The organism is Leifsonia sp. McL0627 (genome assembly GCF_058244615.1).
The window spans coordinates 322,616-347,534 of the sequence record NZ_JBZCGM010000002.1; the positions used below are offsets into that span (position 1 = coordinate 322,616).

Consider the following 24,919-nt stretch of genomic DNA (forward strand, 5'->3'; position numbering starts at 1 on the left):
ATGTCCAACCCGTTCGTCGCCGAGATCCGACTCGTCCCGTTCGACTTCGCACCCCTGGGCTGGGCGTTCTGCCAGGGGCAGCTCATGCCCATCTCGCAGAACACAGCCCTGTTCTCTCTGCTCGGCACCACCTACGGCGGTGACGGCAAGTCGACGTTCGCGCTTCCCGACCTGCAGGGCCAGGTGCCCGTCGGCTGGGCGGGCTCCGGGCAGGGCGGTCTCTCCCAGTACTACCCAGGCCAGACCGGTGGGTCGCCGACCGTGACCCTCCTGCCGACCGAGCTGCCGGCGCACACCCACAACGTGCTCGCTGTGGATGCGCCCGGCACAACGGGCGTTCCGGCCAACGCCTCGCTCGCGATTCCGCACGTCGGGCGCCTCACCGAGTCGATGTACACGACCGCGGCAGGGACCACGGCGCTCGCGCCCACGGCGTTCGGCGTCGCCGGCGGCTCAATGCCGCACAACAACATGCAGCCGTACCTCACGCTGAACTACATCATCGCCCTGCAGGGCGTCTTCCCGCCGCGCCCCTGAGCCGGCACCACTCGGGCGTCGCTACTCGCGCACGGGCGCGACGGTGAGGTGGTCGCCGGTGGGGGCGAGGTCGACGCGCACGAGGTCGCCGTCCCGGATCTCGCCGGCGAGCAGCTCGGTGGCGAGGCGGTCGTCGATCTCGCGCTGCATCAGGCGACGCAGCGGGCGGGCGCCGTAGATGGGGTCGTACCCGCGCTCGGCCAGCCAGCGCCGCGCATCCGGTGTCACCGCCAGTTCGAGACGGCGCTCCGCCAGCCGGCGCATCAGCCTGTCGATGTTGAGCTCCACGATCTCGCCGAGCTCCTCCTTGTCGAGGGTGGAGAACACGACGATGTCGTCGAGCCGGTTCACGAACTCCGGCTTGAACGCCTGGCGGACCATCTGCAGCACCGCCTCCTCCTTCTCGGTGTCGTTCAGGGTCGGGTCGACCAGGAACTGGCTGCCGAGGTTGGAGGTGAGGATCAAGATGGCGTTGCGGAAGTCGACCGTGCGCCCCTGGCCGTCGGTGAGACGCCCGTCGTCCAAGACCTGCAGCAGCACGTCGAAGACCTCCGGATGCGCCTTCTCCACCTCGTCGAGGAGGATCACCGAGTACGGCCGACGGCGCACGGCCTCGGTCAGCTGACCGCCCTGCTCATAACCGACATAGCCGGGAGGCGCGCCGACGAGCCGGGAGACGGAGAACTTCTCCCCGTACTCGCTCATGTCTATGCGGACCATCGACTTCTCGTCGTCGAACAGGAACGCGGCGAGCGCCTTCGCCAGCTCGGTCTTGCCGACGCCGGTCGGCCCGAGGAACAGGAACGAGCCGGTGGGCCTGTCGGGGTCCGAGATGCCGGCGCGCGTGCGCCGGACCGCGTCCGACACGGCGGCGACGGCCTTCTTCTGTCCGATGATGCGATGGCCGAGCTCCGCTTCGAGGTGAAGCAGCTTCTCCGTCTCGCCCTGGGTGAGCCTGTCGACGGGGATGCCCGTCCACGCGGCGACCACGGCGGCGATGTCGTCGGCCGTGACCTGCTCGTTGACCATGCGCGGCTGGTCGGGGTTCTGCTCGGCGCTCTCCGCCGCTGCCAGTTCCGTCTCGATGCCGGGGATGGTCTCGTACTCGATGCGCGACGCCTCCTGGTATCGGCCGTCACGCAGCGCGAGGTCGCGCTTGGTCTTGGCCTCCTCCAGTTGCGAACGCAGCTCACCGACGCGGTTCAGCGACGCCTTCTCCGCACGCCACCGCTCCTGCAGCTCGGCCAGCTCGGACTCCTGCTGCCGCAGCCGCTCGCGCAACTGCTCCAGGCGTTCCTTGCTCGCGTCGTCCTTCTCCTTCTTGAGCGCGAACTCTTCGAGCTTCATCCGCTCGACCACACGCTGAAGCGTGTCGATCTCGACGGGCGCTGAGTCGATCTCCATCTTGAGCCTGCTCGCGGCCTCGTCGATCAGGTCGATCGCCTTGTCCGGCAGCTGCCTGGCGGTGATGTACCTGTTGGACAGGGATGCGGCGGCGACGAGCGCGGAGTCTTCGATCGTGACACCGTGGTGCGCCTCGTACCGGCCCTTGAGCCCGCGCAGGATCGCGATGGTGTCCTCGACGCTCGGCTCACCGACGTAGACCTGCTGGAAGCGGCGCTCGAGAGCTGCATCCTTCTCGATGAACTCGCGGTACTCGTTGAGCGTGGTCGCGCCGATCAGGCGCAGCTCACCGCGCGCGAGCATCGGCTTGAGCATGTTGGAGGCGGCGACAGAGCCCTCTCCACCGCCGGCGCCCATCAGGATGTGCAGCTCGTCGACGAAGGTGATGATCTCGCCGTCCGCGTCGTTGATCTCCTTGAGGACGGCCTTCAGCCGCTCCTCGAACTGCCCGCGGTACATGGCGCCCGCCACGAGGGCGGAGAGGTCGAGCGAGACGAGCTGTTTCCCCTTGAGTGAGTCGGCGACGTCGCCCGCGACGATGCGCTGGGCGAGCCCTTCGACCACTGCGGTCTTGCCGACGCCCGGCTCGCCGATGAGCACCGGGTTGTTCTTGGTGCGCCGCGTGAGCACCTGGCTGACGCGGCGGATCTCCGCATCCCGGCCGATGACCGGGTCGAGCTTGCCGCTCTTGGCGATCTCCGTGAGGTTGACGCCGTACTGTTCGAGCGCGCTCTTCTGCTCCTCCTGAGTGGAGGGCGCGCCTTGCATGTTCGCCATTCGTGTCCTTTCCTCGTCCGGGCAAACTTGAGTCTACTAGGCTCAACTTTGTTTCGCACCCCCTTATTCCAGGGAATTCGAGCGGGTTGCGCGGCTCTCGAAATTCTTTGCTATTCAGTCTTGCTAACTACCGGTACTCGGCGTTACTATCTACTGGTACCAAGCAACACTGAGTAGTAAGGAGAGCGTCATGAGCAAGCAAGCGACAGAGATGCTCAAGGGGACACTCGAGGGCATCGTCCTCAGCATCCTCGCCGGCCGATCGGCCTACGGCTACGAGATCACCTCCTGGCTGCGAGACCAAGGCTTCACCGACATCGCCGAGGGCACCATCTACGCCCTGCTCGTCAGGATCGAGCAGCGCGGCCTCGTGGATGTGGCGAAGGTCCCCTCCGAGAAGGGTCCACCCCGCAAGGTGTACTCGCTCAACCGGCAGGGCCGGGAGTACCTCGACGAATTCTGGAGCACCTGGAGCTTCCTGGCCGAACGGCTGGAACAGCTCCGCACCGACGAACAGACACACGAACAGACGAAAGCAGAAGGAGAGTAACCATGGTTGCCAAGTGGATCGAAGCCCTCACCGGCTCGCTCGAACAGAAGAAGCAGTACAAGCAGGCCATCGCTCGCGTCGACGCGCTCCCCGAGCCGTACCGCAGCTCTGCCAAGGCACTCAACCGGTACTTCATGTACTACGGCGGCATCACAGACGGCGACACGCTGGTCACGATGATCAGCGACCACACCGACCTCTGGGAACGCGCATCCATCGACGGCACCCCGGTGCGCGACATCACCGGAGACGACCCGGTGGAGTTCGCCGAGACGTTCGCGTCGTCGTACCAGGGCACGCAGTGGATCGACAAGGAGCGCGCCCGCCTCACCAAGTCCATCGACGCCGCCGTCAACGGCACCGTCGACCCGAGCATCAAGGAGACGGACGAATGACTACCGCATCCAGCACGCTCGCACCCGCCATCCGGGTGCAGGGCATCGAGAAGTCCTTCAAAGACCTGCACGTGCTCCGTGGCGTCGACTTCGAGGTCAAGGCGGGCACCATCTTCGCCCTCCTCGGCTCGAACGGCGCAGGCAAGACCACCCTGGTGCGCATCCTGTCGACGCTGCTGAAGTCGGACGCGGGGACCGCGACGGTCTCCGGGTTCGACGTGGCAGCGAAGCCGGGAGACGTGCGCGAGTCGATCAGCCTCACCGGTCAGTTCGCGGCAGTGGATGAGGTCCTCACCGGCAGGGAGAACCTCATCCTGGTCGCCAAGCTGCGCCACCTGAAGAACCCCGGCGGGATCGCGGACGACCTGCTCGCCCGCTTCTCGCTCACCGAAGCAGGCGGCCGTCGCGCCGGCACGTACTCCGGCGGCATGCGCCGCCGGCTCGACATCGCGATGAGCCTGATCGGCAACCCGCCGGTCATCTTCCTCGACGAGCCGACTACAGGCCTCGACCCGCAGGCACGCATCGAGGTGTGGCAGACGGTCAAGCAGCTCGCAGGCCAGGGCACCACCGTCCTGCTGACGACGCAATACCTCGACGAAGCCGAACAGCTCGCCGACCGCATCGCGATCCTGCACAAGGGCACGATCATCCAGAACGGCACCCTCACCGAACTCAAGCAGCTCCTCCCGGCCGCGAAGGTCGAATACGTGGAGAAGCAGCCGTCGCTCGAAGACGTCTTCCTCGCCCTCGTCGGCGAGACGGGCGAAGCGGCGGAGGAGTCGGCTGAGAACGACACCGAAAGCACGTCCGACACCGACCGCGCCTCCCGCGCGGCAACACGAAAGGCAAACCGATGACCACCAACGTCCTCAGCGACACCCGCGTCCTGACCGGTCGTTCGCTGCGCCACATCCTCCGAAGCCCGGACACGATTATCACCACCGTGGTCACACCGATCGCGCTGATGCTGCTGTTCGTGTACGTCCTCGGCGGCGCCATCCACACCGGATCCACCGAGTCGTACATCAACTACATGCTCCCCGGCATCCTGCTGATCACGATCGCCTCCGGGGTGGCGTACACCGCATACCGGCTGTTCCTCGACCTGCAGGGCGGCATCTTCGAGCGCTTCCAGTCCATGCCGATCTCCCGGTCGAGCGTGCTCTGGGGCCACGTGCTCACCTCGGTCGCGGCCAACCTGGTCTCGGTCGCCGTGGTCATCGGAGTGGCGCTCATCATGGGCTTCCGCACCGGAGCATCATTCGGCGCCTGGCTCGCCGTGGCGGGCATCCTGATCCTGTTCACCCTCGCGCTGACCTGGATCGCCGTGATCGCGGGGCTCTCGGCGAAGACGGTCGACGGGGCGAGCGCGTTCAGCTACCCGCTGATCTTCCTCCCGTTCATCAGTTCGGCGTTCGTGCCGACCGAGTCGATGCCGGCCCCGGTCGCCTGGTTCGCCGAGAACCAGCCGGTGACCTCGATCGTCAACACCATCCGGGCGCTGTTCGCGCAGCAGCCGGTCGGCGCGGACATCTGGGTCGCCCTCGCCTGGCTGGTCGGCATCCTGGTCGTCGCCTACGGCTTCGCCAACATGATCTACCGCAAGAAGATCAGTTGACCCCGCGGTCCCAAAGCAATCGAGCCGGCACTTATGCACGCGACACCCCGGGGTGTCGCGTGCATAAGTGCCGGCTCGATTGCTTTGGGCGCGGTGTGTCGGGTGGGGCGACCGGCGGGCCTGGGGCAACCATCGGGGATGCGGTACGTGCGATTCGAGGCTTCGGCGGCTAACCGGCGCGGCGTTCGGCCGGGAGTGTTCGCGTTGGCGAACGGGCTGGCCGCATCCGGAGCGATGAGCGGTCGTGAGCACGCCGAGTGGCGCGCGGCGAACGACTGGTTCAGCGCGCACGTCACCGATCCCGTGACGGTCGACCGCGCGTTGTTCGTGCGGCACCCGGCCGCCGCGAGCTGGTTCTGCGCCGATGCGACGCACCTTTTGGAACGCATCCCGGTGTACCTGCGCATCCTGGCCGCCCACGGCATTCCGTGCGCGCGTCGCGAGAGCGACGCCCCCGGCCTCATCGTCTATCGCGACGCCGCGCAGGTCCTCGTGGTTCCGCCGACCTGACCCGCCGCGCTCCGCCGCAATCGAGCCGGGAGTTATGCACGCAACATCCCGGCGTGTCGCGTGCATAACTGCCGGCTCGATTTTCAGGGGGCGGGGACCCGGGCGGGCGACGGGGAGGGGTCGGGGATCTCGTGGGGGCGGTAGCGCGGGAGGCGCGCGGCGGGGACGATCGCGATGGCGCTCACACCGCCGAGGAGGAGGAGTCCGAGACGGAGGGCGTTGAGGCGGGACTCCTCGTTGACGGTGACCGCCGCATCCACTTGGGCGGGGGTCGCGTCGGTTTTGGAGAGGACCTCGCGGAGGCGGTCGTTGCTGACGAAGTTGACGTTGTCGAGGTCGACCTGGGAGGTGAGCGACTCCGGCAGCTTGGGGTGCGCGATGACCGCCTGGCCCACATTCAGCCCCAGGATGGTGACCAGCAGTGCACCCGCGAACGCCGTGCCGACGGCCGAGGCGAGGTTTTGCGTCGTCCCGCGCACCGAGCCGACGTCGCCCGCCAGCTCCTTCGGTGAGGCGGTAACCAGCACATTGAACACCAGCGTGACGAGCGCGCCCTGCCCGATGCCGAACACGATCAGGCCGAGGATCGTCGGGAACGTCTCCCAGTTGTTCGTGACGACGAGCGACAGCCAGAGCAGCGCCGCCGTGGTCAGCACGAACGAGAAGATGCCGATCGAGCGCGGGCTGAACCGGCGGTAGAACCGAACGACCAGCGTCGCCGTGACGAACACCGTGAGGTTGAACGGGATCATCGCGAGCGACGTGTCGAACGGGGTCCTGCCCTGCACGATCTGCGTGTACAGCGGGATGGTGAAGTTGATGGCCGCCTCGAGCAGCACGATGATGAACATCGCGTAGACCGCCGAGCGCTCCCGCGACGAACGCAGCACGCTCAGCGCGATCAGCGGAACCTTGCCCGTCTTGGTGCGACGCCGCGTCCACAGGAAGAACGACTGCCCGAGAATGATCCCGATGACGATGAACACGATCGCCGGCGACAGCCCGAGGATGTTGAACGGCGCATCCGGCCTGGCTTCCAGGATGCCCCACGCGTTCAGGTTGTTGAAGCCGAGCGTGAGCAGCACGATGCCGAGACCGATCAGGATGGCGCCGATCACGTCGATCTTGACGCTGCTGTCCCCGCGGTCCGACCGCAGCGAGAAGCTCAGGATGAACACCACGACGGCCAACACCACCAGGATCGCGAACACCGGACGCCAGCCGACCAGCGTGCCGAGCGCACCGCCGATGAAGAACGCGCTGAACCCGGAGATCGCGCGGGCGGAGCCGAGCGATCCGATGGCCGTTGCCTGCTGCGTGCCCCGGTAGTTCTCGGCGATCAGGGCGACGAGCGCCGGGACGATGATCGCGGCGGACGCACCGGCGAGCGCCTGCGCCCCGATCACCCAGCCGACCGTCGGCGCGAAGATCATCATCACCTCGGCGAGCGCGAACAGCCCGATCACGATGCGGAAGATCAGCACCCAGCCGACGCGCTGCCCGAGCTTCGCGCCCACCATCACGAGTGCTGCGACGGCGATCCCGTACATGACGATCGCGGTGCTGACCGTGGTCGGCGGGACGCCGAACTCCTCCACCATCCCGCCGAGCGAAACGGGGAGGGCGGCGACGTTGAACGACATCAGGATCTGCGCGCAGAACAGCGCGATCATCGGCCTCCACGACGCCTTCTCGATCACCGCGGTCACGGGTGCTGCTGCACTCATCGGTCCTGCCTCTCCGTTGTGTTGTCGTGCACATCCGACGCGAACACGTTCAGTCCGAGGCTGCGGGACAGGAATGCCGTGGCGCGCTGGCCTCTGACGCTGTTGCCCGCCGCATCCAGTGGGGGCGAGAACGTCCCGATCCCCGCCTTGCCGGGCGCGATGGCGACGAGACCGCCTGCGACGCCGGACTTCCCCGGAATCCCGATCTCGAACAGCCACTCGCCCGACTGCTCGTAGAGTCCGCTCGCCGCCATCACGGCGAGGGTGTCGCGGCAGACGTGGGAGGAGACGACGCGCTCTCCGCTGACCGGGTTGACCCCGCCGTCGGCGAGGGTGGCGCCCATCACCGCGAGGTCGCGAGCGGTGACGAGCAGCGAGCACTGCTTGGTGTAGACGTCGACCACCTCGGCGGGGTCGGCCGTGATCCTGCCGTAGCTTTGCAGCAGCCGGGCGATGGCCTGGTTGCGCTGGTTGGTCGCGATCTCCGACTCGTAGACGTCCGCGTCGAGTTCGAGGCGGCGCCCGGCGAAGCGCGAGAGGCCATCCTGGATGAACCGCCACCGGTCGTCGGCGGTCGCGCCGGGGACGAGCGCGGTGGTGGCGAGCGCGCCCGCGTTCACCATCGGGTTCATCGGGTGCCCGTCGTTGAGTTCGATGGCGACCACCGAGTTGAACGCCAGGCCGGTGTTGTTCACCCCGACGCGTTCGAGGGCGAGTTCGTGGCCGAGCTCCTCGCAGACCAGTGCGTAGACGAACGCCTTCGAGATCGACTGGATGGAGAACGCGTGGTCGGCGTCGCCCGCGCTGTGCACCTCGCCGTCGACCTCGGCGACGCTGACGCCGAACAGTGCAGGGTCGGCGGCGGCGAGTGCCGGGATGTAGTCGGCGACGGTTCCGGAGGTCACGGCGGCGTTGCGCCGGTGCGCCTCCTGCACCAGCGACTCGACGTCGGACCACGGCGGCAGCGCTCCGGTGGACACCCGCTCCTCGACGCCGTCGACATCCAGTTCCACTGTGGGTCCCCTCCCGCGACGATGGGCGCCCGGTCGGTGGGCGTTCGGTCCGTCGCGCTCATCCTTTCGCGGTTCGCTGTCCAGGGCAACAAATGTCACGAGATACGTCGCTCGTGCCGCCCTTCCCCATCCGGGTCGAACCGACTAACCTATATGAAAGTCACATTCACCTACGAAAGTTGATCCCATGTCCGAACTCGCCGCCCGCGGAGCAGCCCGCACCGCCTGGATCCGCTCCCGGATGCCGCTCCTCGCAGCCGCCAGGACGGAGTTCGCCGCATCGCAGCCGTTCGCCGGCCACCGCATCGGGATGTCGCTGCACCTGGAGCCCAAGACAGCCGTGCTCCTCGAAGTCCTCGCAGCGGGCGGAGCCGAGATCGTCGCGACCGGCAACCACGGCTCCACTCAGGATGACGTGGTCGCCTTCCTCCGCGGGCAGGGGATGACCGTGCACGGCCGCCGCGACGACACCATCGACGAGCACCACGCCAACGTCGCCGCCGTGATCGCCTCGCAGCCCACCATCCTGCTCGACAACGGCGCCGACCTCGCCGCCGGAATCGTCGAAGCCGGGCTGACCGGCACGGTCGTCGGCGGCACGGAGGAGACGACGAGCGGCGGCGTGCGATTGCGGCGCGAGCTCGCAGGGTCGGTGCCGTTCCCGATCATCGTCATCAACGACAGCATGCTCAAGGCCGTCGGCGAAAACAGGCACGGCGTCGGCCAGTCAGTGGTCGAGAGCGTCATGCGGATCACGAACCTGATGATTCCCGGCCGCCGGTTCGTCGTGGCGGGCTACGGCTGGTGCGGGCGTGGGATCGCGCAGTATCTGCGGGCGTTCGGCGGCAAGGTGGCGGTGGCGGAGATCGACGAACTGAAGATGTTCGAGGCGGCGCTCGACGGCTACCGGGTGGCGCCGCTCGCCGACCTCGCCGACTGGGGCGAGGTCTTCATCACCGCCACCGGCTTCCCCGACATCGTGACGCCGGACATCATCGACAGGCTCCCGCACGGCGCCGTGCTTGCGAACGCCGGACACTTCCCGTGGGAGATCGACACCGTGGCGCTCTACGGTGCCGCGACCGCGGTGACGACCCTGGATGCGGCGATCGAGCGGGTGGACCTGCCGGACGGCCGGTCGATCATCCTGCTGGCCGAGGGGCGCATGGTCAACCTCGCCGGCCGCGAGCCGAAGGGCAACTCCCTGGAGGCGATGGACCTCGGGTTCCTGCTGCAGTCCCTGTCGCTGGAGCGCGTGGCGACCGCAGCCTCGACGCTGGAGGCGGGCGCCCAGCCGGTGCCGGACGACATCGAGCGCACGATCGCGCGGCGCTTCCTGGACGCGATCGGGGCGGACCGCTGATCGGCGGTACGTCGGCCGACGCCGCGGGTCGACCATACTGACGAGCATGGCGCAACGACCGACACCGCAGCCCCAGCCCGACTACGCAGTGCCCGCCCTCGACAAAGCGCTCGACATCCTGGAGTTCCTGGCCGCGGAGCCCGGCGAGCGGTCGCAGACCGAGATCGCGGACGCGGTCGGGCGCAGCGTGAGCCAGATCTTCCGGGTGCTGACGACGCTGGAGCGGCGCGGCTACCTGTATCGCGACCCGGCGTCCGGCCTCTACGGGGTGTCGCTCGCCCTGTTCGAGCTCGCCCACCGGCACCCTCCGCTGCGCGGGCTGATCCGGCTGGCGATGGGTCCGATGCGCGACCTCGCCGACGCGGTGGAGCAGTCCTGCAACCTCGGGGTGCGTGACGGCGACGCCGTGCGCGTGATCGCGCAGGCCGAGTCGCCCGCGAACTTCGGTTACGTCGTGCGGGTGGGTGCGCTGTTCCCGCTCGACACGGCCGCCGGGCTGGTGCTCACCGGCGAAGGCGACGGTGACGTGATCACCCGGCAGGATCCCGTCCAGGATGCGGTCACCGACGTGGTCGCCGCGATCCGGGATGCGCAGGGGGCGACGGTCGCGACGCTCACCGTGCCGTACATCGGGACGTCGTACAGCGCGCATCCACTGGACGTCGTGGTCGCCGCTGCCCGAGACACGGCCGCCGTCATCTCGGCGCGGGTGCAGGGCGGCAACGCGTAGACGGGTGCACCATAGAGACGTGATCGACCCGATGGATGTGCGGATCGTGCTGATGGACAGCGCGACGGCGGCGGCGCTCGCGCAGATCCTGCCGCTGCTGCTGCTGACCCTGATGGTGGAGCTGCGGCGGCTGGAGCTGCACCGGCGCGGCCGCTCGGTGCGGACCACGCGGGTGCTGCTTGCGACGTTCTTCCTGGTGTTCGGCATCATCGAGTGCGCCCTGGTGCTGTCGATCGACGGCGAACTGGTGCCGTTCTCGTGGGGGGACCTGCTGTCGTCGCTCGCGATCTTCGGCCTGCTGGCGATCCTGTTCTGGTTGTCGCTGCAGGATGCGCCGTCGAAGTCGAAGCGCTCGCGCGACGACCTCTGAGCGGGCGGATCCCGCGGCGGAATCTGCATGGGGCCAACACTGGTAGTGACGCTACCGGTAGTGCTACTATCACCACATGCTCATCACCGAACTCGCCGAGACCACCGGCACCCCCTCCGCCACGATCAAGTACTACGTGCGCGAAGGACTCCTTCCGGGCGGCGAGCGACTCAACGGCAACCGCACGGAGTACGGCGATGCGCACATCCACCGGCTGCGGCTGATCAGGTCGATGCTCGAAGTCGGGCACCTCTCCGTCAGCTCGGTGGCGCAGGTGCTCGTCGCGCTCGACGATCCGGATGCGCCCATCGCGCACACCTTCGACGTCGCGCAACAAGCGCTGTCCCGAGCGGCCGTCCCCGACGTCTCGGAACCGACCGACGCCTCTCTCGCCCGCATCGACGCCCTGATCGGGCGCGCGGGCTGGTCCGGCTGCGAGGACAACATCGGCGCGCAGATCGCCGCACGCGTCCTCGACGCGTTCGCGAACGCCGGGTTCCCGCTTCCGGACAGCTATCTGGACGCATACGCCTCGGCCGCCCGCCTGGCGGCCGACGCCGACCTCGGCACCGTCGTGGCACTGGCCGACGCGTCGAGGATGGCCGAGCTCATGGTCGTCGGGACCGTGCTCGGCGACTCGCTCGCCCTCGGCCTGAGGCGCATCGCCCAGGCCGCCGCCACCTCGGAGAGAAGGCTCTCATGAAGTCCGTCTTCGCGTGGCACCGTCCCCTCATGACGGTCGCCGCCCTCATGGTCGTCAGCACCATCGTGTGTCTGATCGGCCTGCTCGTCGACCCGCGCCAGGTTCTCGGCGCCGACACCTGGCTCAAGCCGCTCAAGTTCTCCCTGTCGATCCTGCTCTACAGCGTCACCTGGGCGTGGCTCATCGCCCACCTGCCGCGCTGGCGCCGGATCGCGCACACCGCAGGCACGGTGATCGCCGTCTCGCTGATCGTCGAGCAGGTCGCGATCGTCGGCGCAGCTGCGGCAGGGACCACCAGCCACTTCAACGTGTCCACCGGGTTGGCCACCGCGATCTGGGGTGTGATGGCCGTGTCGATCACGGTGCTCTACGTCGGGACCTTCCTGACCACGTTCGCGGTGTTCTTCCTGCGGCTGCCGACCGCATCCACCACGTTGGCGGTGCGCGCGGGAGCGGTGATCGCGCTGGTCGGGATGGGCCTCGCCTATCTGATGACCGGACCGACCGCCGCGCAGCTGCACGATTTCCAGGGCATCGCCGGCGCCCACACGGTGGGGTTGTCGGACGGCGGCCCCGGACTGCCTCTGCTCGGCTGGAGCACCGTCGGCGGCGACCTGCGCATCCCGCACTTCATCGGGATGCACGCCCTCCAGCTTCTCCCGCTGTTCGCCATCGCGCTCGGCTGGCTGGGGCGGCACTGGCAGGCGCTCGCCGACGACACGGTGCGGCTCCGGCTCGTGGTCGTCGCGACAGTGGCGTACGGCGCGGTCGTCGCGCTGGTGACCGCGCAGGCACTGGCCGGGCAGTCGATCGTCCGGCCCGACGGGGTGTTCCTGGTGGGCGGCTGGTTGATCGTGGTGGGCGGCGTGGCTGCGGCGGCGATCGTGGTCGGCCTCGGGAGGCGGTCCCGGCCGGCCGCGCCGCGGCCGCACTCTCGGGGACGCTCCGCGCTGAGCGGGAGGGCGGCGGCGTGAGCGGCTGGAACGGCAAAGCGATCCTCTTCCTCATCCTCGCGCTCATCGGACTGGCCGGCACCTGGAGCTTCAACATCGCGGCGATCGCGCAGCGGCGCGACTACGTCGGAGACTGGCTGCAGAGCGGCCCCGCCGTGCTCTCCCTCACCGTGGACGTGCTGATCGCGGCGGTCGCCGTGATCGCGTTCATGGTGATCGAGAGCCGCCGACTCGGGATGCGCAGGGTCTGGGTGTACATCGTCCTCATCCCGCTGGTGGCGCTCGCGTTCGCGCTGCCGCTGTTCCTGGCGATGCGCGAGCGGACCCTCGCCGGGCGACGGGATGCCGCTTCGACGGAGGGCACGGCGTGATCTGACGGAGGTCCGGCTTCGTCTTATACCCTCGAACGGTGAGCATTCGAGCGGCGCGCACGACGGACATCCCGGCCATCCAGGACATCGAACGGGCGGCGGGTGAGGCGTTCAGGGGGATCGGACTCGCGACGATCGCCGACGACGAACCACCGAGCGCCGACGAACTGGCCGACAGCATCCTGAGCGGCGGCGCCCTGGTGGCGGTGGACGACACCGATCACCCCGTGGCCTACCTGCTGGTCGAGCCGCTCGGGAGGCGCGCCCACGTCGAGCAGGTGTCCGTGCATCCTTCGCACGCGCGGCTGGGCGTCGGGGCTCGGCTGATCAACGCGGCGGCGAGCTGGGGCGCGGCCCGCGGACTGGCCGGGCTGACACTCACGACCTTCTCCGACGTGCCGTGGAACGCGCCGTATTATGCGCGGCTGGGATTCGAGCCGCTGGCGGCGGACGCGTGGGGCGACGCGCTCGGCGAGCGGGTGCGCGAGGAGGAGGCGCACGGGCTGGCGGCGTGGCCGCGGGTCGTGATGGTGCGGGGTTAGGGTCCCGGCCCGATCCCCCGCACGTCCCGGACGCACGGTCGCGTCCCCCGGACGCAGAGTCACGTCCCCCACCGCCTCCGCTGCCAGAGTGGAACGGTGACGACAGACACCTCTCCCCTCCGCGCGACCTCGCCCGCCGCCCAGCCGCTCGCGCACACGCGCACGCACTGGACCGCCCTCATCGTCATGCTGCTGACGAGCTTCGTGCTCGTGACGGCCGAGTTCCTTCCGTCCGGCGTGCTCACCTCGATGGCGGCCGAGCTCGGGGTGACGCCGGGGCAGGCAGGCCAGACGGTCACCGTCACCGCGTTCATCGGCTTCCTCGCCGCACCGACCATCGGCATCCTGGTGCCCCGGATGGACAGGCGCACGCTGCTCGTGCTCGTCGCCGTCCTCGCGGCCGTCTCCAACCTCGCGGTGGCCGTGGCGCCGTCGCTGTGGCTGCTGCTCGTGGCGCGCATCCTGATCGGCGTTGCGATCAGCGGCTTCTGGTCGATGTCGCTGACCGTCGCCGCCCAGCTCGCCAGCCCGGACAGACTGGGACGGGCGATGACCGTGGTGAGCGCCGGGATGACGCTCGCCGTGGTCGCCGGGGTTCCGGTCGGCGTGTACCTGACCGAGATCGTCGACTGGCGCGGGGTGTTCCTGGGCGCGGCGGCGTTGACGGCAGTGGTCGCGATCGCACTGCGGATCGCGCTGCCGCCGATTGCGGCGGCCGAGGCGTCGAGCCTGCGGATCCTCGCTGACACGCTGCTGCGGCCGGGCGTGCGGCAGGGGCTCGCCGGGCACATCCTGATCGTGTTCGGGCACTTCATGGCGTACACGTTCATCCGGATCGCGCTCGACCAGGTGCCGGGACTCGACACCGGGTTCGCGGCGGCGCTCCTCGTGGTGTTCGGGATCGGCGGCGTGATCGGGAACCTCGTGGTCGGTGCGCTCGCCGACCGGTTCCTCGGGCTCCTGCGCTACCTGCAGCCCGCGCTCATCGCCGGGGCCATCCTGCTCGCCGTCGCCGGGCAGGGGTCCGTGATCCTCGTCGCCGTGGCCGTCGCGGTCTGGGGCTTCGGCTTCGGGGCGTGGCCGGCGGTCATCAACACCTGGGCCGGACGCTACATCCCCGACCGGCTGGAGGCGGCGGGCGGCCTGGTCGTCGCCGGGTTCCAGCTCGCGATCACCCTCGGCGCAGGGCTCGGCGGGATCCTCGTCGACACCGTGGATGTGCGACCCACCTACGTGGTGGCAGCCGGGATCGTGGTGGTCGGCGTGGTGCTGTTCGGCAGTGCTGGGCGGCGCAGCGCTGGGCCGCGTAGCGCGGGGACACGCGACGCGGTCGGAAGCCGGTAGCGCGGCCGCACCCGCACCGGCGGCCACGTGCGGGTCAGCTTGCCCGCTGCCGCCACACCGACGGGACCGACCCGGTGTGGCGCCTGAACGCGCGGCTGAACCCGGCGTCCGACTCGTAGCCGAGCATCCTGGCCGTCTCGCTCACGGTCAAACCGTCGTCGGCGAGGTAGGTCATCGCCGCGTCCATCCGCACCTGCGCGAGATAGCTGGCGGGCGACCTCCCCACCTGTGTGCGGAACCGTTCGGCGAAGATGGTGCGCGACATCGCGCCGACCGCGGCGAGGTCCCCGACCGTCCACGGGTGTCCAGGATCCTCGTGCATCGCGTCGAGCACGCGGGTGACGTACGGGTCTTCGAGGGCGGACGGCCAGTTTGCGGGCGCGCAGTCCCCTTCGGCCCAGGCGCGGATCGCGACGGCGACGATCATGGTCGCCATCCGCCCGCAGATCACGCTGTCGCCTGCGCGACGGGGCGCATCCACCTGGGCGGGGCAGCCCATCCGGGCGGCGAGCAGCGCGATCGCCGGATCGAGGTCGGCCAGCCGGGTCACGCCGATCAGTTCCGGGAGCAGGTCGACGGCACGCGAGGCGCCGAGCGGTCGCAGCTCGGTGACGATGATCTCGCTCGCGGTCTCTGCCTGCAGGTCCGCGTTGTGGCGGCCGGTCGCGACGACGACGTCGCCCGCGACGAACGCCAACGAGACCGGCTTCGGGCCGTCAGCTCGTACGCGTACGGAGCCGCTCATCACATAGACGAGCGTCGCGCCGTTGACGTCGACGCGCGCGCCGGGGGCCAGCGTCTCGCGGCGGGACGCGTCCACCTGCCAGTCGAGTGTGGACAACACCTCGTCGAGGGTCGCGGGGGCGGAAGTCGCGGTGATCGTCACCCTCGCGAAAACGCGGGCGCGGCTTCGGCTATTCCGCGCCGCGCCGCGAAGCGGTCACTGCGGACGCCGCGAAGCGGTGACCGTGAACTTCGCATTGCGCGCGATCTGCCGCGTCGGGCCGACGGCGCGCTCCAGTGCGGCGCGGTAACCGAGGTGCGAGTTCCACACGGTCCAGAGTTCGCCGCCGGGAGCGAGCACCCTGCCTGCGTCGGCGAACATCCGGTGCGCGATGCCGGTGTGCACGGCCGCCCCGATGTGGAACGGCGGGTTGAGGACGATCAGCTCGGCTGAGGCGTCCTGCTGGGAGGCCAGCCCGTCATCCCGGACGACGGTCACCCGGTCGGAGACGTGGTTGGCGGCCGCAGTCGCCGTCGCAGAGGCCACCGCGGCGGCCGACTGGTCGGTCGCCGTGACCTGCATTCCCGGCCTTCGCCTGGCGAGCGCCGTGGCGAGCACCCCGGTGCCGCAGCCGAGGTCGACGGCGGTGCGCGCATCCGGGACAGCGTCGTCGATCACCGAGAGCAGGAACCGGGTGCCGATGTCGACCGACGTCCCGGCGAAGGCGGCGCCGTGCGCGCACACCCACAGGCCGAGCTCCTCGTCGTACGCGCGCTCCGGCCAGCGAGCGAGCGCGATCGCGGCCACCGGATGCGGCTCCCGCGCGGTCAGGACGCGCGCCTTCTGCCGCGCGAGCGACGCAGTGACGGAGCCGAACACGTTCCCGAGCACTTCGTTCATGGCGACGCTCATGTGCTTCAGCATCCCGCCGGCGACGACGACGACCTCCGGATGCGCATGCTCCGCGATCAGCGCGGCGATCTCGGCGAGCGCATCCAGGCTGCGCGGCAGCCGCAGCAGCACGACCCGGGCGCCGGTGACCAACGACGCGTCCAGTGGATGCACGGTGTACGCCTCCGCCAGGCCGAGCGCCGCCGCGTTGGCGGCGAGGGCACGCTTGCCGGTCAGCGGGTCCTGGTGCACGCGGATGCCGCGGGCACCGCCATCGGCGGCCGCGAGCGTGAGCGCGCCGTACGCGTCGCCGATGACCACCAGCGTGCCGGGCGCATCCTGTGCGTTGCCGCCGACCGCATCCCGTGCGACATCGGCGATCAGCCGGTCTGCCGCATCCGACGCGAACAGGTTGTCACCCTCCACGTCCGGCCACCGCCGCAACCGCGCATACTCGAACACCCCCCTATCCTCGCAGCCCGGCTCGTGCGAAAAGCGCGGTCACGACCGCGCGCACCGCACGTTTCGCACGAGTCGACCGGCAGCGCGCGAGCGCAAGCGAGCGCGTCAGAGCCAGCCTTTGCGCTTGAACGCCCAGTACAGGCCGAAGCCCATCGCGAGCATGAGCACGAGCGCGAAGGGGTAGCCGAACAGCCAGTGCAGCTCGGGCATCTGGTCGAAGTTCATGCCGTAGACGGTTCCGACCAGGGTCGGGGTGAACAGGATCGCCGCCCACGAGGAGATCTTCTTGACCTCGTCGTTCTGGGCCTGGCCGACGAGCGTGGTGTGCACCATCAGCGCGTTCTGCAGCACCTGCCGGAAGCCTTCCGCCCGCTCGGTGATTCGGATGACGTGGTCGTGCACGTCGCGAAACCCCTCGCGGAGCGTCTGGTCCTCGCCGGAGGAGGCGAGTGCATCCCGCAGGCTCTGCAGCACGGGGCCGAGCGGGCTGACGGAGCGCTGGAACGTCATCACCTCGGTGGACAGCTCGAAGATGCGGCGTGAGACCGTGCGGTCGCCGTTGAACAGCTGGTCCTCGATCTCGTCGATGTCGTTCTCGAGCCCGGCGACGACGGGGGCGTATTCGTCGACGACTTGATCCAGGATCCCGTACAGCGCGGCGAGCGGACCTTTGCCGAGCAGCGCGGTGTCCTGTTCCATCCGGTGCCGGACGGCGCCGAGGTCCGGCCACTCGAAATGCCGGACGGTGATGACGAACTGCTCGCCGAGGAACACGTGCACCTCGCCGAACTCGACCTTCTCCGTCTCGTCGATGTAGTGCGCAGGCCGCAGGACGACGAAGGTGGTGCTGCCGTACTTCTCGATCTTGGCCCGCTGATGCCCGCTCAGCGCGTCCTCGACGGCCAGCGCCGGAAGCTCGAACTCGGCGGCGACCGCCCCCAGTTCCTTCTCCGTCGGCCGGTACAGTCCGATCCAGGCGAAACCGTCGCGGTCGCGGACCGTCTCGAACGTCTCCTCGAGCGAGGTGGGGTCTGCGGTGCGCTGCCCGTCGACGTAGACGGCGTTGTCGACGATCATGGCGGCTCCTTCCGTGAGGCTCCCGCCACGGTACCCGATTGTGGGGCAGACGGAAGGCGCGGCGCGACTCCCTTTCCTGGACAGTCTCTGTCGGCCGCATGCATTTTGTGGGCAATGAGCGTATCTTGGCCGAAACGCGATACATCGCGTCTCGGGCGAGCGCCCGAGCCGATCGACGAAAGCGGACAAATGGACGTGAACAAGGCGCAGTGCTCCCGGATTCAGCATCCCGAGTCAGCAGCGCAGACGGAACGGTGGCTGCCATGACGGTGATCGCCGGGATACTGATCAGCCTCTTCGCGATCGCCCTGCTGGGCATCCTGACCGGCGTGCTCATCGTGCGCTGGCTCTACCGGCGCATCCGGCGCAACCGCACCGTCAACGGTGCTGTGCTCCGCACCCGCGCGGCACTCACCTGGGGACCGCAGCAGCAGGTGCTCAAGCTGCGGCTGCGCCTCGGCAACAGCCTCGAAAGCGGTCGGGGAGCAGTGGACCTGGCTGCTCGCGGTAACGGTCCGCGCGGCGAGCTCGCGCGGCTGTTCACGCGAATCCAGAACGAGGGCGAGACGCTGAGCGCGCAGTTGCGTCTGTTGGAAAGCGAGACGGACCCGGAGGTGCTCGCGTCCGAGCTGGCGACGGCGCGCGACCGCGTGCAGCAGGTCGAAGCACTCGTGCGGCGGCTGCGCTCCGCTGTCGCATCCGGACTCAGCAGCTCGAGCGACGACACGCTCGCCGCCCTGCACGCGGACGTCGACCGCGAGGTCGCCGCGCTGCACGCCGGAGTGCAGGAGCTCCACACCCTCAACACCGCCGACGGCCGGATCGACCCGCGCCGCCAGACTTCGACCAACCGTCTCTACAGGGGAAACGAATCATGAGCGACAACACCTCACGGATGCGCGACATCTTCCGCATCAAGACCTCCCGCGTGCTCGACAAGATGGAGGACCCGCGGGAGGCCCTCGACGACAGCTACGACCAGCAGGTGCGGATGCTGCAGCAGGTGCGCCGCGGCTTGGCCGAGGTCGCGACGGCCCGAAAGCGGATCGAGCTGCAGGGCCAGGAGATGGGCGCCCGCTACCAGCGGCTCGCGCAGCAGGCTCAGGAGGCCCTGAACCAGGGGCGCGAAGATCTCGCCCGCACCGCCCTCGAGCGCCGCTCGCTGCTCGAGAATCAGGTGGCTACGCTGCGCGATCAGCACGCCTCCCTGCAGAAGCAGCAGGCTCAGCTGCAGGAGAACGAGCGCCGTCTCTCCGAACGCATCGAGGCCTTCCGCGTCGAGAAGGAGACGATGAAGGCCACATACACAGCTTCTCAGGCTCAGGCCAGGGCGAACGAGGTGGCGGCGGGCATCAGCACACAGCTGAACGATGCCGGCGCCAGCCTCAACCGCGCCAAGGACAAGGTCGCACAGATGCAGGCGCGCGCCGCTGCCACCGAGGAGCTGATCGCCAGCGGAACCCTCAACGACCTCACCGCTCCCCCCGACTCGGATCTCGCGCGGCAGTTGTCGGCGGGCATGACCAGGGCGGACATCGAGCGTCAGCTGCAGTCGATGAAGGACGCGAAGAAGGACGGCCAGGGAGGCGCTGGCGGCTCGACGGCCGACGACCCCGACGGCTGGCTCAGCATCGGCCGCTGACCTGCGGCCGGGCGGTCGCTGATCCGGCAGAGCGGATGAACACGAACGCCGCGGCGGGGAGGCCCCCGACGCGGCGCTCGCAGAGCACAGCCATGCTCAGACCGCGAACTCCACCGCCTCGGACAGCTCAGCGACCGACGCGCCGACCTGCACCGCGTACACGCCTGCCTCCGTCCGCCAGGCGTGGTCTTCGACCGACCAGTACTGCAGCGAGCGCGGCTCGATGACGATGGATGCGACGCTCGCCTCTCCGGCCTCGGCACGCACCACGGCGTACCCGGCCAGCCAGAGCACCGGGCGCTCGACCTCGGAGTCCGACACCCGTGACAGGTACACCTGCACGACCTGCTTGCCGGCCCGGTCGCCGACGTTGGTCACCGGCACGCTCACGGTCAGGTCGTCGATCGTCGGCGCGCCGAGCTCCCATCCGGTGTAGCCGAGGCCGTGGCCGAACGGGATGGCCGGGGCCGGTCCGCCCGCGGCCGCCCTGCGCATCCACTCGCGGTAGCCGACGTTCAGCTTCTCGTCGTAGTAGAGCTGGCCGTCGACCGGCTCGACCTGCCAGACCGGCACGTCGTCCTCGGCCGCCGCCCAGGTGGTGGGGATGCGTCCGCCCGGCTCGACCCTTCCGCTCAGGACGTCGGCGAGCGCGTGACCCATCTCCTGACCGGGGAACCAAGTCAGGAGCACAGCGGGGGCGTCGTCGAGCCACGGCATGATCACCGGGCCGCCCGAATTGACCACCACGACCGTGCGCGGGTTCACAGCGAGCACGCGGCGGACCAGGTCGTCCTGGCCGTCCGGCAGGCGCAGGCCGTCGCGGTCGAAGCCTTCTGACTCCAGCTGCTCGGTCGTGCCGACCACCACCACGGCCACATCGGAGGCGGCGGCCAGCTCGATCGCGCGCTCCAGTTCATCCCGGGCTGAGCCGAAGGGCTCCTCGTAGCCGAGGGTGAACATCACCGCGGCAAGCCCCGCCTGCTGCTGCGGGCGGTGCTCCAGGCGCAGGGTGACGGACTGCCCGGCGGTGAGCGCGATCGGGAACGACTGCTTGGGCGGGTTGAGGAACGCCATGAACGGGTCGGTGCCGTCCGGGAAGAACAGGCCGTCGCTCTTCAGCTCGCCGTCCACCTCGAAGCGGAACATGCCGAGACCGGCGAAGCCGACGGCGTACTCGCCGTCCGCGGGAGCCGTGAACGTGGTCGTCGCCTCGACGACGGCCGTGTCCGCGAGCACGGGATCGCCGAGCCAGGTGAGACGGCCGCTTCCGCGGTGCTCGTCGAGCACCACGGCGCCGTCGGCGTCGAGGAAGCGCACGTGCACACCCGCCTCGCCGGACGCCGGGTCGACGACGACACCCGCATCCACTGGCAACAGCGAGTCGGAGGCGCGCACCCCGGCCGCGAATCGCACCTTATCGGCGCCGAACGCCTCAGCGATGCCGTCGAGCGGGCTCACCACGTGGTCCGGGAAGACCGTCGCTGATCCGCCGCCCTGGCTGCGGGCGATGCGCGCGTGCTGCCCGAGCACGGCGACCGTGCCCGGCGTCGCGCCGAGCGGGAGGACCGCTCCTGCGCCCGTCGTGCTCGCGTCGTTCTTCACCAGCACCATGCCGTCCGCCGCCGCCTCGCGCAGCAGTGCGTCGATGCGCTCCGGAGCCCACGGCTCGGCGAGCGGGGTCGCCGCGTCCACGCCGTCGAGCGCACCGAGGCGTCCCGCCAGCCGCAGGATGCGCAGCACCTTCTCGTCGATGTCGGCCTCGGAGACCTGCCCGGCGCGCACGGCCTCGACCAGCGCGTCGCCCCAGACCCCGTCCGGGCCCGGCATCGCCAGATCCTGAGCGGACGCACCGGCCGCGACCGTGTCGCGCACGCCCATCCAGTCGGAGACCACGACGCCGTCGAACCCCCACTCGTCTTTCAGCGGAGAGCGCAGCAGTTCGTTCTCGGTCATGGTCACGCCGTTGACGGAGTTGTAGGAGGACATCACCAGCCAGGCACCGCCCTCAGTGACCATGCGCTCGAACGGCGTGAGGTAGACCTCGCGGAGCGTGCGCTCGTCCACGTTGACGTTGACCGTCATGCGGTCGGTCTCGCTGTCGTTGGCGACGTAGTGCTTCGGGGTCGCCCCGACGCCGCACGACTGCACGCCCTTCACGAACGCGGTCCCGACCACGCCGGACAGCCACGGGTCCTCGCTGTACGCCTCGAAGTGGCGTCCGCCGCGAGGCGACCGCTGGATGTTCACGGTCGGGCCGAGGGCCACGCCGACGCCCTTGCGGCGAGCCTCCGCCGCGATCAGCCGCCCGAGCACGAACACCCGGTCGACGTCCCAGGATGCGGCGAGCGCGGTCGGCGACGGAAGGTTCGCCGAGCTGTCCCGCTCGTCCCAGAGCTGCCCGCGGACGCCGGCAGGGCCGTCGGAGACGACGATGGTGTCGAGCCCGATCTGCGGTTCGCTGTGCAGCGTCCAGAAGGAGGCGCCGGTGAGCAGGCGCACCTTCTGCTCCAGGGTGAGGGAGGAGACGAGCCCGGCGACGACGGCGTCGGTGTCGGCCGTTGCGTCAGTGGTGGTGTTCGTGGTGGTGTCAGTCATGACGGATGGTTCACTTTCGGTCGGGTGTCGACGGGATCAGCGTACGGACTTGATCGGCAGCACCGCGAAGGCGCCGACGAGGGCGAGCACGATCCCGACGGGGAACAGCGGGGTGTACGAGCTGAATGCGAAGACGAGCAGTCCGGCGAGCCCTGGTGCGAGCGTCTGCGGCAGGGTCGCGGCGATGTTGAGGACGCCGAGGTCTTTGGCGAAGTCGTCCTTGGACGGCAGGACCTCGCTCATCAGCGCGGTGTCGACCGCCTGGTACGCGCCGAAGCCGAGGCCGGAGACGAACGCGAACAGCATCATGCCGGTGACGGTCGGCATGACCAAAGGGAAGACCAGCGAGATGGCCATGACGGAGCCGGCGATGATGACGACGATCTTCCTGCGGCCGATCCTGTCGGAGATCGGACCGCCGATGAGGGTCGTGATGATGATGCCGACGAGGCTGATGAGGCTGAGCACCGGCACCATCGTGATCGCGTCGGCCTTCAGCCCGATGTAGGTCTGCAGGATGTAGAGCTGGAAGCCGGTGACCATGAAGTAGCCCGCGTAAAGCAGCAGTCGGCCGGTGAAGCCCCAGAAGAAGTCGGGGTGCTTGATCGGGCTCACCCAGAACGTCTGCAGGAAGGCGCGGAAGCTGAACGGCGGCTTGGGCTCGCCCTTGTTGGACGTGTCCGGGTTGAAGAGGACGAAGAGCACGATCACGACGAGCGCGATGCCGGCGAAGGTGAGGTAGCCGGCCGGGATCGCCTTGGCGAACTGGGCGCCGGCGATGGAACCGCCGAGCGAGCCGACCATCAGTCCGAGGCCGGACAGCGACGAGAAGGTGCCTCGCGCGCCGCTCGGAACACGGTCGGGCAGGATCGCGCTCAGCGGGCCCTGCGCGAAGTTGAAGGTGATCTGGACCATGACCCAGCCGATGGTGAGCTGCACGATGCCGTTCGCCGCTCCCATGAAGAGGAGGGACAGGCCACCGAGCAGCACGCCGAGCACCATCCACGGCGCACGACGGCCGAACCGGCTGCGCGTGCGGTCGGACACGAGACCGGCGAGCGGCTGCGCGATCATCGCCGCGAACGCACCGATGGTCGCCACCAGCCCGAAGACCGGTCCACTGTTCTGCACGCCGACGATGCCCTGCACCTGCAACGGGAGCAGGACGCCCGGGACGGCACCCCAGATGGCGAAGATGGCGACGTTGCCGACCATCATCGAGAGCATCAGCTTGAGCAGCTTGCCGCGGATCTTGACCTTGGCGGGCGACTGCGCAGAGACGGCGGAGGTGGGGGCGGCGCTGAAGGCGCTTCCTGCTGTGGTGATCGTGGAGGCGAGCGACGAGCTCTCCGGCACTCCGGTGAGGTTCGACGGGATGGTGGGCTGGACCGGGCGTTCGGGGATCCGGTCGGCGGTGTCTTCAGACGGCGTTGTCAAGGGGAGGTGTCCTTTCAAGCAGGCGGCGTTGCGTGCTAACACGCGTAACCATAAAACAGTCGCCGCCTTAATACAAGCCATTGCTCGGTTTTTGGTTACCCGCGTAACCGGAATGCGTTGTCCGGCCTAGACTGAGGACCAGGATGTTCACCCCACAAGTGGTCAAAGCCCCGACCAGCGCCGATGTCGCCCTCGCGGCCGGCGTCTCGCGCGCCACGGTGTCGTTCGTCCTCAACGACAAGCCCAACTCTCGCGTCTCCGACGACACCAGGCACCGGGTGCTCGAAGCCGCCCGTCTGCTGGGATACACCCCCAACACCGCAGCCCGTTCGCTGGCGAGCGGCGAGGCCGTCTCCGGGCTGCTGTTCGCCGCCTCCGGACGCGACAACGGCGCCACCCTCGAACGCACCTTCGCCGGGCTGCTCGCCCGCACGGTCGACGACGGCACGGATGCGCTCAGCCACGCCGACACCGAGCTGCGCGGCGCCGAGGCCGGCCAGCAGTGGGCGAAGCTCCGGCCGGAAGCCGTCCTCGCCGAAGCAGCGCGCTGCGACGCAGTGGCCACCGAACTGCTCCGCCTCGCCGGAGTGCGCGCGCTGATCGTGCACGGGCCGGAGCCTGTCGAATACGCCCCGACGCTCGTGGTGCCGCAGCGCCCGTTCGGCGAAGCGGCGGTCGCGCACCTGACCGGCCTCGGACACGAGCGCATCGTCTTCCTGCTGCCCACCGACCCGTCCGCCGCAGCGACGGCGAACGAGCGTCTCGCCGGCGCTCAGGATGCGGCACTCGCCGCGGGTGCTACCCTCACCGTCGCGCACGCCGGGGCGTCGTCCGTGACGCTCCGCGACTGGGCGCACGCCTGGCGGTACGACCAGCACTCGCCCACCGCCGTCGTCGCCTACGACGACCGCCTCGCCATGGCCGCCATCCGCGCGCTCGTCGACGCGGGCATCCGGGTGCCGTCCGACGTGTCGGTGATCGGGGCGGACGACCACCCGGCCGGGGCCGACTTCATCCCGCGCCTCAGCACCGTCACTTTCGACGCCGACGCCCTCGCGACCACCCTGCACGACGCGTACACCCGGATGCGCGCAGGCTGGCGCGTCGAGCGCGTGGACGCTCCCCCTGTGCACGTCGTCCCCCGCGAGTCCACGCAGCCGCCTCGCCATCTCTAGCAAGGC

The 24,919-nt window shown here is 69.3% G+C and carries 25 protein-coding genes; 17 read left to right on the plus strand and 8 right to left on the minus strand.

Annotation, left to right across the window (positions count from 1 at the left end):
- The gene (locus tag AC37TH_RS02005) at positions 1-537 is read left to right on the plus strand and encodes a phage tail protein (protein WP_490762682.1); all 537 of its coding nucleotides are present in this window, start codon (positions 1-3) and stop codon (positions 535-537) included.
- 21 nt (positions 538-558) lie between these two features.
- Here AC37TH_RS02005 and AC37TH_RS02010 read toward each other — a convergent pair whose 3' ends face one another.
- Positions 559-2,718: an ATP-dependent Clp protease ATP-binding subunit gene (locus tag AC37TH_RS02010; protein ID WP_490762683.1), complete on the minus strand. Its 2,160-nt coding sequence runs from the start codon at positions 2,716-2,718 to the stop codon at positions 559-561.
- 190 nt (positions 2,719-2,908) lie between these two features.
- Between AC37TH_RS02010 and AC37TH_RS02015 the strand changes: the two genes are divergently transcribed.
- The 5 genes from AC37TH_RS02015 (at position 2,909) to AC37TH_RS02035 (ending at position 5,794) form a co-directional block, all read left to right on the plus strand.
- Positions 2,909-3,268 (plus strand): PadR family transcriptional regulator, encoded by a 360-nt coding sequence (locus AC37TH_RS02015; RefSeq protein WP_490762684.1) that lies wholly within the window; start codon positions 2,909-2,911, stop codon positions 3,266-3,268.
- A 2-nt stretch (positions 3,269-3,270) separates the two neighbouring features.
- Positions 3,271-3,663, plus strand: a complete 393-nt coding sequence (locus AC37TH_RS02020; protein WP_490762685.1) for a DUF1048 domain-containing protein — start codon at positions 3,271-3,273, stop codon at positions 3,661-3,663.
- The gene (locus tag AC37TH_RS02025) at positions 3,660-4,523 is read left to right on the plus strand and encodes an ABC transporter ATP-binding protein (protein WP_490762686.1); all 864 of its coding nucleotides are present in this window, start codon (positions 3,660-3,662) and stop codon (positions 4,521-4,523) included. The genes AC37TH_RS02020 and AC37TH_RS02025 overlap by 4 nt, the downstream gene beginning before the upstream one ends.
- Positions 4,520-5,284, plus strand: coding sequence for an ABC transporter permease (locus tag AC37TH_RS02030; protein ID WP_490762687.1), 765 nt, complete (start codon positions 4,520-4,522; stop codon positions 5,282-5,284). The genes AC37TH_RS02025 and AC37TH_RS02030 overlap by 4 nt, the downstream gene beginning before the upstream one ends.
- A 147-nt stretch (positions 5,285-5,431) precedes the next feature.
- The gene (locus tag AC37TH_RS02035; protein WP_490762688.1) at positions 5,432-5,794 is read left to right on the plus strand and encodes a hypothetical protein; all 363 of its coding nucleotides are present in this window, start codon (positions 5,432-5,434) and stop codon (positions 5,792-5,794) included.
- Positions 5,795-5,877: 83 nt separating this feature from the next.
- Here the strand turns inward: AC37TH_RS02035 and AC37TH_RS02040 are convergent, their stop codons facing one another.
- Both AC37TH_RS02040 and glsA read right to left on the minus strand, forming a co-directional pair.
- Entirely contained in the window at positions 5,878-7,521 is a 1,644-nt protein-coding gene (locus tag AC37TH_RS02040; protein WP_490762689.1) for an MFS transporter, read from the minus strand.
- The gene (gene glsA / locus AC37TH_RS02045; protein ID WP_490762690.1) at positions 7,518-8,534 is read right to left on the minus strand and encodes a glutaminase A; all 1,017 of its coding nucleotides are present in this window, start codon (positions 8,532-8,534) and stop codon (positions 7,518-7,520) included. Before glsA ends, AC37TH_RS02040 begins: the two co-directional genes overlap by 4 nt.
- A 187-nt stretch (positions 8,535-8,721) precedes the next feature.
- Between glsA and AC37TH_RS02050 the strand changes: the two genes are divergently transcribed.
- The 8 genes from AC37TH_RS02050 to AC37TH_RS02085 all read left to right on the plus strand — a co-directional run bounded on the left by AC37TH_RS02050 (position 8,722) and on the right by AC37TH_RS02085 (position 14,910).
- Positions 8,722-9,897: an adenosylhomocysteinase gene (locus AC37TH_RS02050; RefSeq protein WP_490762691.1), complete on the plus strand. Its 1,176-nt coding sequence runs from the start codon at positions 8,722-8,724 to the stop codon at positions 9,895-9,897.
- A 46-nt stretch (positions 9,898-9,943) separates the two neighbouring features.
- Positions 9,944-10,627 carry an IclR family transcriptional regulator gene (locus AC37TH_RS02055; RefSeq protein WP_490762692.1) on the plus strand — a complete coding sequence of 228 codons (684 nt, stop codon included), beginning with the start codon at positions 9,944-9,946 and terminating at the stop codon, positions 10,625-10,627.
- Between the two features lie 19 nt (positions 10,628-10,646).
- Positions 10,647-10,997 carry a hypothetical protein gene (locus tag AC37TH_RS02060; RefSeq protein WP_490762693.1) on the plus strand — a complete coding sequence of 117 codons (351 nt, stop codon included), beginning with the start codon at positions 10,647-10,649 and terminating at the stop codon, positions 10,995-10,997.
- A gap of 76 nt (positions 10,998-11,073) precedes the next feature.
- Positions 11,074-11,700, plus strand: a complete 627-nt coding sequence (locus AC37TH_RS02065) for a MerR family transcriptional regulator (RefSeq protein ID WP_490762694.1) — start codon at positions 11,074-11,076, stop codon at positions 11,698-11,700.
- On the plus strand, positions 11,697-12,674 hold the full coding sequence (locus AC37TH_RS02070) for a hypothetical protein (RefSeq protein ID WP_490762695.1): 978 nt from the start codon (positions 11,697-11,699) through the stop codon (positions 12,672-12,674). Before AC37TH_RS02065 ends, AC37TH_RS02070 begins: the two co-directional genes overlap by 4 nt.
- Entirely contained in the window at positions 12,671-13,024 is a 354-nt protein-coding gene (locus AC37TH_RS02075; protein WP_490762696.1) for a DUF2834 domain-containing protein, read from the plus strand. The genes AC37TH_RS02070 and AC37TH_RS02075 overlap by 4 nt, the downstream gene beginning before the upstream one ends.
- A gap of 38 nt (positions 13,025-13,062) precedes the next feature.
- Positions 13,063-13,566 (plus strand): GNAT family N-acetyltransferase, encoded by a 504-nt coding sequence (locus tag AC37TH_RS02080; protein ID WP_490762697.1) that lies wholly within the window; start codon positions 13,063-13,065, stop codon positions 13,564-13,566.
- A gap of 96 nt (positions 13,567-13,662) precedes the next feature.
- Positions 13,663-14,910, plus strand: coding sequence for an MFS transporter (locus AC37TH_RS02085; RefSeq protein WP_490762698.1), 1,248 nt, complete (start codon positions 13,663-13,665; stop codon positions 14,908-14,910).
- A gap of 34 nt (positions 14,911-14,944) precedes the next feature.
- On the opposite strand, the gene AC37TH_RS02090 is transcribed toward AC37TH_RS02085, so the two are convergent.
- The 3 genes from AC37TH_RS02090 to corA all read right to left on the minus strand — a co-directional run bounded on the left by AC37TH_RS02090 (position 14,945) and on the right by corA (position 18,064).
- A complete protein-coding gene (locus tag AC37TH_RS02090; protein WP_490762699.1) occupies positions 14,945-15,754 on the minus strand; it encodes a helix-turn-helix domain-containing protein in 810 nt (269 codons plus the stop codon).
- A 96-nt stretch (positions 15,755-15,850) separates the two neighbouring features.
- Positions 15,851-16,987, minus strand: a complete 1,137-nt coding sequence (locus AC37TH_RS02095; RefSeq protein WP_490762700.1) for a class I SAM-dependent methyltransferase — start codon at positions 16,985-16,987, stop codon at positions 15,851-15,853.
- 105 nt (positions 16,988-17,092) lie between these two features.
- Complete coding sequence (gene corA / locus AC37TH_RS02100; protein ID WP_490762701.1) at positions 17,093-18,064, minus strand: magnesium/cobalt transporter CorA; 972 nt, start codon at positions 18,062-18,064, stop codon at positions 17,093-17,095.
- A gap of 263 nt (positions 18,065-18,327) precedes the next feature.
- On the opposite strand from corA, the gene AC37TH_RS02105 reads away from it, so the two are divergent.
- Together AC37TH_RS02105 and AC37TH_RS02110 are read left to right on the plus strand one after the other, a co-directional pair.
- Positions 18,328-18,942, plus strand: coding sequence for a hypothetical protein (locus AC37TH_RS02105; protein WP_490762702.1), 615 nt, complete (start codon positions 18,328-18,330; stop codon positions 18,940-18,942).
- Positions 18,939-19,706, plus strand: a complete 768-nt coding sequence (locus tag AC37TH_RS02110; RefSeq protein ID WP_490762703.1) for a PspA/IM30 family protein — start codon at positions 18,939-18,941, stop codon at positions 19,704-19,706. The genes AC37TH_RS02105 and AC37TH_RS02110 overlap by 4 nt, the downstream gene beginning before the upstream one ends.
- 96 nt (positions 19,707-19,802) lie before the next feature.
- Here AC37TH_RS02110 and AC37TH_RS02115 read toward each other — a convergent pair whose 3' ends face one another.
- A complete protein-coding gene (locus AC37TH_RS02115; protein ID WP_490762704.1) occupies positions 19,803-22,301 on the minus strand; it encodes a beta-glucosidase H in 2,499 nt (832 codons plus the stop codon).
- 36 nt (positions 22,302-22,337) lie between these two features.
- Positions 22,338-23,738, minus strand: a complete 1,401-nt coding sequence (locus AC37TH_RS02120) for an MFS transporter (protein ID WP_490762705.1) — start codon at positions 23,736-23,738, stop codon at positions 22,338-22,340.
- A 143-nt stretch (positions 23,739-23,881) separates the two neighbouring features.
- Here AC37TH_RS02120 and AC37TH_RS02125 point away from each other — a divergent pair, with 143 nt between their 5' ends.
- The gene (locus AC37TH_RS02125) at positions 23,882-24,913 is read left to right on the plus strand and encodes a LacI family DNA-binding transcriptional regulator (protein WP_490762706.1); all 1,032 of its coding nucleotides are present in this window, start codon (positions 23,882-23,884) and stop codon (positions 24,911-24,913) included.
- Positions 24,914-24,919: the final 6 nt, after the last annotated feature.